At 38.1% G+C, this 6786-nt stretch carries 7 protein-coding genes; all 7 read right to left on the reverse strand.

Annotated elements, in window-relative coordinates:
- Nucleotides 1-334 precede the first annotated feature (334 nt).
- The 7 genes from argF to tsaB all read right to left on the reverse strand — a co-directional run bounded on the left by argF (nucleotide 335) and on the right by tsaB (nucleotide 6425).
- The gene (argF, locus tag FFR60_RS20560) at nucleotides 335-1348 is read right to left on the reverse strand and encodes an ornithine carbamoyltransferase (RefSeq protein WP_137665620.1); all 1014 of its coding nucleotides are present in this window, start codon (nucleotides 1346-1348) and stop codon (nucleotides 335-337) included.
- A 147-nt stretch (nucleotides 1349-1495) separates the two neighbouring features.
- Entirely contained in the window at nucleotides 1496-2842 is a 1347-nt protein-coding gene (locus tag FFR60_RS20565; RefSeq protein ID WP_137665621.1) for a cation:dicarboxylate symporter family transporter, read from the reverse strand.
- Nucleotides 2843-3265: 423 nt separating this feature from the next.
- Complete coding sequence (locus FFR60_RS20570) at nucleotides 3266-3712, reverse strand: DUF3788 family protein (RefSeq protein ID WP_249355055.1); 447 nt, start codon at nucleotides 3710-3712, stop codon at nucleotides 3266-3268.
- A gap of 31 nt (nucleotides 3713-3743) precedes the next feature.
- Entirely contained in the window at nucleotides 3744-4766 is a 1023-nt protein-coding gene (gene tsaD, locus FFR60_RS20575) for a tRNA (adenosine(37)-N6)-threonylcarbamoyltransferase complex transferase subunit TsaD (protein WP_137665622.1), read from the reverse strand.
- Entirely contained in the window at nucleotides 4759-5184 is a 426-nt protein-coding gene (gene rimI, locus FFR60_RS20580; protein WP_137665623.1) for a ribosomal protein S18-alanine N-acetyltransferase, read from the reverse strand. The genes tsaD and rimI (FFR60_RS20580) overlap by 8 nt, the downstream gene beginning before the upstream one ends.
- 1 nt (nucleotide 5185) lies before the next feature.
- Complete coding sequence (gene rimI / locus FFR60_RS20585; protein WP_088932933.1) at nucleotides 5186-5734, reverse strand: ribosomal protein S18-alanine N-acetyltransferase; 549 nt, start codon at nucleotides 5732-5734, stop codon at nucleotides 5186-5188.
- A complete protein-coding gene (tsaB, locus tag FFR60_RS20590; RefSeq protein ID WP_137665624.1) occupies nucleotides 5718-6425 on the reverse strand; it encodes a tRNA (adenosine(37)-N6)-threonylcarbamoyltransferase complex dimerization subunit type 1 TsaB in 708 nt (235 codons plus the stop codon). Before tsaB ends, rimI (FFR60_RS20585) begins: the two co-directional genes overlap by 17 nt.
- Nucleotides 6426-6786: the final 361 nt, after the last annotated feature.

A 6786-nucleotide genomic window follows, 5' to 3' on the forward strand; every position in this document is an offset into this window, starting at 1 on the left:
AAAAAGTATTTTATTCCCGTTTCGCATACGATTCTACTCAACTAGCTAAAAACTAGCAGCAGAAATCGCAAAAAAAAGCCCCTGATGTATAAAATACATCAGAGACGAGAATTCCCGCGGTACCACTCTTATTGTCGTAAACGACCAGCTTAGGCTATAACGGTAGCTGCCGTTTCATCTCAAAAGTGCGCCCTCTATTTTTGTTTATCCGGCTCTCACCTGCCCGAACTCGCTGCAAAACAGACCATAGACTTCTCTTTTTCATCGATGAAATAATTATCTGGCATTCATATTAACAGAAAATTCTTCATCTGACTAGTCAAGTAGGATATTTTTATGCTTTTGGAACAAAGAGATTTCCCAAAGTCGCAGCCATTACTGCTTTTATCGTATGCATGCGGTTTTCAGCCTGCTGGAACTGTAAAGCATTTTCACTGCGAAAGACTTCATCAGTAACTTCCATTTCAGCTAGACCGTACTTTTCTTTGATCTCTTCAGCTACTTCTGTTTCAAGATCATGAAAAGCGGGTAAACAATGCAAGAAGATCGTTTCAGTTTTTTTCGTTTTTGCCATCAACTCCTGATTGACCTGATACGGCAATAATAAGTCGATTCGCTCCTTAAATGCCTCTTCCTCACCCATTGAAACCCAAACATCTGTGTATATCACATCCGCTTGTGCTACACCTTGATCGATGTCAGCTGTAATTGAAATCTTTCCTTTTGAAGCTTCAGCATACTTTTTCGCCATCTCAATCAAGCCTTGGTCAGGAAATAGTTTTTCTGGTGTCACGATCGAAATATTTATACCTAGAATCGCGCTAGTAATTAAAAGAGAGTTAGCTACATTATTTCTACCATCGCCTACATAGGCTAAAGTTAGTCCTTCCAACTTTCCAAAATGTTCTTTGATTGTTAAAAAGTCTGCCAACATTTGCGTAGGATGCCATTCATCAGTCAAACCGTTCCAAACCGGTACGCCCGAGTGCTCTGCTAAAGCCTCGACAGCCGTTTGAGAAAATCCTCGATATTCGATACCGTCAAACATGCTTCCAAGAACTTTTGCAGTATCTTCGACAGATTCTTTTTTTCCTAATTGAATATCATTTTTCCCTAAATACTCAGGATGAGCCCCTAGATCAATTGCCGCTGTGGTAAAGGCTGCCCGCGTCCGAGTAGAAGTTTTCTCAAACAGCAACGCAATATTTTTCCCTGCTAGATACTTATGAGAAATATTTTGTTGCTTCAACTCTTTCAAATGCGCGGCAAAATCAATTAAATAGAGTAATTCATCTTTAGTAAAATCGATTTCTTTTAAAAAACTTTTCCCTTGAAAAATACTTGCCATTATAACTCCTCCATTTTTGAATATTAATTCGATAAAACACGCTTTAAATTCATTTTTATTCATAGTAACTGAATAATCAGAAAGTATCAAGCTTAATCATGCTTTATTTAAAAAAACTTCCCCAATTTCTTGAGGAAGTCATTCAATCTATTTTGCCTGCGACAATTTAATTCGATTTAACTTACAGGTGACGGCACTCGCTACTACTCCGCCATTCAAGTTAATTGCTGTTCGTCCCATATCAATAAGTGGTTCCACAGCAATGAAGACACCTACCAAACCAACAGGCAGCCCCAAGGCCGATAAAGAGATAATCGTTGCGACGGTTCCTCCGCCTCCTGTTCCCGCAATACCAAATGAAGTCATTGCGATTATGAAGCCTGCATAAAGTAAAAATTGCGGAGATAAAGGATTGATATTTTGTGTCATTGCGACTATTGCAATAATGATTCCGGGATATACTCCAGCACAACCGTTCATTCCCATTGATGTTGCAAAGGATGCAGCTAAGCTTGATACGCCTCGAGGAATATTCAGTTCATCTTGCATCTCAATATTCATCGGCATTGATCCAGCACTTGATGCTGTGATGAAGGCAAAGGATAGCACCGGAAATGCCTTAGCCAAATACCGAACTGGTGGTAAGCCGCAAATTGTTAAAATCACCAACTGAATTAGGAACATTATCAGCATTCCAATATAAGAAACTGCGAAAAATTTAGCTAGTTTCAAAACAGCCGAAGCATCATTATTAACGATTGTTGCGATCATGATTGTTAAGACTGCATAGGGTGCATAAGAAATAAATAGACGCACGACAGACATAATGATTTCGTAAGCACTGTCGAGAAAATCTTTAAATAGTTGCGCCTCTTTGACTTTTTTATCTTTAATTTTTAAATAAGCGATCCCCAAAAAGAAAGCAAAAATAACAACGCCCAATGTTGCACTCGCTCTTTGACCGGTCAAATCAAAGAATGGATTTGAAGGAAAGATCGCGATAATTTTTTGCGGCATCGTCAATGTTTGCTCACCGCCAGAAACATAGCTCTTTTGGATCTCATTGGCTGAATGTAATGCTGTTTGAGAAATATTGAAGGAATTTCCGTCAATATTTGAAAAGTATCCTGTTACAATCCCAACGATTCCGGCAATTCCAGCAGTTACGATTAACGTACCAATAATCGACATTCCGACTTTTAACACATTGGTTTTGATCTCAATTTTAGTAAATGCCAACAGCACACAAACGAAAATCAGAGGTACTGCAATCATTTGTAATAGTTTTACATAAACACTGCCTATGATTCCAATCCAATCAGATAGAATTACTCCATCTGCCTTTGGTAGAATTTGATTAAAGATCAACCCTAAAATGATCCCGATAGCCAAAGCCGTTACAACTCGTTTAGAAAACGACCATTTCTTTTGTTTCAAAAAGATTAGTCCATACAATGAACCCAACACGATAAGAAAAGATACTGCTAATAACACCTAACCACTCCATTTCAAATTGTTTGATAAAGATCACCGATCTTTCAATTTGAGCTTCTGCGGGATGAATATTCTATTATTAAACGATTTCATTTTTACGCAAGTGATCTATTTCACATTAATAAACGAACGATACCCATAAGAATATGGATTTACTCCCTTAGAAACTCTAAGTTCTATTTTTGATCAAAGTCACTTTTGATGTAAATACATATTCTAACGCCTCCATTCCAAAATTATTCACTTGCACTATATAGTATAAATTTATAGCAGCGACTTCACAATTAAGATAAAAGATTTATCATAATAGAATATAAGTTTTTCCAGCTGATTTTCTGCCAACGAATTAATATACCCCTTTTCCCGAGCTTTATTTTTTTCCACACACAAAAAAAGCAGCCAAAATTTTAGCTGCTTTAGTCATTATTTAGTCTTCAATTTTCGAACACGTAAAGTAATTAAATACTGGATATCCCTAAACGTTTTCTCAGAGGTGATATCCACGACGAACCAGTATCCTCCCATAACAGGTTTGCTTTCTTTAAATGTTTTTTGTACTTGTTCAGACATCGAAGAAACGTTCTCTGCTAGTTCTTCTTCAAAAAGTTCCGACACAACAACCATCATTCTTACGCAATCATCTCGAAGATAAATTGTACCAAAGTTTCCGCCATACTTTTTTGCTTTTAGATGCCAACCGCCAAATGCCCCTTTTTCCTTTGAGTATTCAATAGAAAATTTAGGTTGATACTCTTCTGACAAATAATCCAACAACTTTTCAAAATAAGTATCTGCAGCAAATTCTTTCATCTCTTCCAATGTCGGCTTTTCATCTATTGAAAATTTTCTCTGCCAGTTTTGCTCCATCATATCGCCTCCTTATGCTCATTATAGCAAGGAGTTAGATGTGCTGAAAAGCTAAACTTGGATTAGCATTTAAGCTCATACCAGCAAAATGATGCTTTTGTAATTCAACATGAGCAGCAGCCCCAATCATCGCCGCATTATCTCCACACAGACGTAATGGCGGTACAATCAATTTTACTTCAGGTAATTCTGTTTTTATCATTGCAGACATTCTTTCTCGTAAACCTTGATTAGCCGCTACACCTCCGGCTACAATCAATTGCTTAACTGGATAAGTCTTACAGGCCTTGATCGTCTTTGTCACTAATACATCAACAACGCTTGCTTGAAAACTAGCTGCTAAGTTTTTTTTGTCTAATTCTTCTCCACGTTGTTCCGCATTATGGGTAAGATTAATAAAGGCACTTTTCAATCCGCTAAAGCTGAAGTCAAAATTTTCTTCTTTGATCATTGCGCGTGGAAAATCATACGTGTCTTCCCCTTGATGAGCTAATTCATCGATTTCTTTTCCACTAGGGTAACTTAATCCTAATACTCGACCAACCTTATCATAGGCTTCTCCAGCAGCGTCGTCTCTAGTCTCGCCAATAATTTCAAATGAGCCATCTTCTGACATATAAACTAACTCTGTATGACCGCCGCTAACTAACAAAGCCATCAAAGGAAACTCCAAGGGTTCAACTAAACGTGCGGCATAGATGTGTCCTGCCATATGATTAATTGGTAATAAGGGTAATCCATTCGCCCAAGCAAAGGCCTTGGCTGCACTCAACCCAATCAATAGTGCTCCGACCAGTCCTGGTCCATAAGTTACTGCTACTGCTCGAAGGTCCTGTGCCGTCACATCTGCTTCACTCAATGCTTCTTCAATACAAATCGTGATCTGTTCGACGTGATGACGACTGGCCACCTCCGGTACGACTCCGCCGAATCGCTTATGACTTTTTATTTGTGAAGCAACAATATTAGATAGAATTCTTTCACCGTTTTCGATTACTGCAACACTCGTTTCATCACAGCTGCTTTCGATCGCTAAAATAAGTTCTGATTCATTCATCTGCATTTCCTACTTTCAAAGACATCAGTACCGCATCTTCTTGAGGGTGCTGATAATAATTTTTACGCGTTCCAATTTCTTGGAAGCCAAACTTTTCATAAAAAAGACGCGCCTCTCGATTCGAAGCACGTACTTCTAAAAAAATACTCGCTATCTTTTTTGATTCAGCGTGATCAATCAGACGCTTCAGTAGTTTTTTACCATGTCCTTGACCCTTGACTTTGGCCGCAATATTGGTAATTTCTATTTCATCGCATACTTGATGAAATCCTAAAAAAGCGATACATTCTGTTTCCTCGATAAAGTAGTGACTATGAGCTTGCCTCATGTCACTAGCGAATTGGGCAGCAGACCAGGGCGACTCATAAGCATATGCTGTCTGACTGATTTCCCAGAGTTTATGTGCTAAATCTTCCAATTTATTCCACTTCCAAACGTTTGATCATATCCAAAGCATCTTCATTATTCTCAGTGTAATAATTTTTGCGAATATTCCGAGCCGAGAACCCCAGCCTTCGATATAGACGTTGGGCATCCGTGTTACTGAGACGTACTTCTAAAGAGAGAGTTTCACAATCGTTCATTATAGCGAATTTTTCTACTTCGTCAATCAAAAGCTTACCGATACCGCGATTCTGAAAGCCTGTACCCACAGCAATATTTGTAATATGCGTATCGTTTCCAATCAAGCGGCTGCCGATAAAACCGGCAATTTCTTCTTTTTGAGTGACAATACAAATATATAAATGAGGAATTGGCGAATGAATCTCTGAAAGAAAAGCACTTTTCGTCCATGGAGTCTCGCCAAAGTAAACATCGCGTTCCAGTGCGATTAACTCTTTAATATCCTGATCGATAATTTTTCTTAATAAGTATTCTTCGTCTCTTAAGTTTACATATTTTGAATTGAAAGGATACTGTTTTCCGTATAAGATCGTTTTTACTAATCCGCTAAATTTTTTCAACATAATTATCGTCCTCTGGTCGATGCGTTTCCAGCCATTTTTCTTCCGCCTCTACCCGTTTTAAATATGCAGGTACTAATCCATGAATATTTTCGATCGGTTTCGCGAGAAAACCTAATTTCCCTAAAATTATTCCATTGGGTAAATTCATCTCATCTGCCTCTGAAATGTCTGCAGGCAATTGAGCTGATTCAATTTGTTCTTTGAATTTACTTGTTTCCCCAACGAACAAAGCTGGTTCCTTAATCTGATCCAATAAATCAGTTAATGCGATGTGCTGATCCGCCAAGACATTTATCAGCTGTTGGTTTTCCCAACGATAAACTCCAGCATAAACGTTATTCCGACGTGCATCTATCAATGGAATAATTAATTTTTTAGTACGAGCATTCCCAGCAATTACAGCCAAACTAGAGACCGTAGTCAACTCGATTTTTAATGTTTCTGCTAATGTTTTTGCAGTTGTTACCGCGATTCGGATACCCGTATATGAGCCTGGGCCTTTTGCTACAACGATTCGATCTAAATCAGCAGGCTTCAATCCACTGGCCTCCATCACAGATTCAATCGCCGGCATTAAGGTTAGACTATGATTCATTTTTCGATTCAGCTGAAAATGAGCCAATACCTGCTCATCTTCTAAAACTGCCACGGTTAAAGTTTGATTGGATGTATCCATCGCTAATAATTTCATAAAAGTTCATTTCCTCGCATTTAAGATAGCAATATTTTAACACAAACCATATTTGCTTTCCTACTAAGTGTGTAAGAATTTCTTCTTTCCCTAATTGACGACATTAGAAAGGCTTCGCGAACTCGCTCAGCTTTTGAGCAATAAGACTAAAATTTTGATAAGTCGTTTCTCAGACTTAACAAAATTTTCGCTTATTGCCGATAAAGCTTGTTCGTGAAGCCGGACACAGTTAAAGCTGTTGATTCAATGCTTTTACTTGAGAAATTTTTATCCTCTCTTTAAGAGGCGGATTGTCAAATCAAGTGCAACACTCGATTAAAAAATACTTCAAAAGGGGTTTTCCAATTTAAGCATTTACGAG

The sequence above is a fragment of the Enterococcus hulanensis genome, from assembly GCF_005405485.1.
Lineage (GTDB): Bacteria > Bacillota > Bacilli > Lactobacillales > Enterococcaceae > Enterococcus_A > Enterococcus_A hulanensis.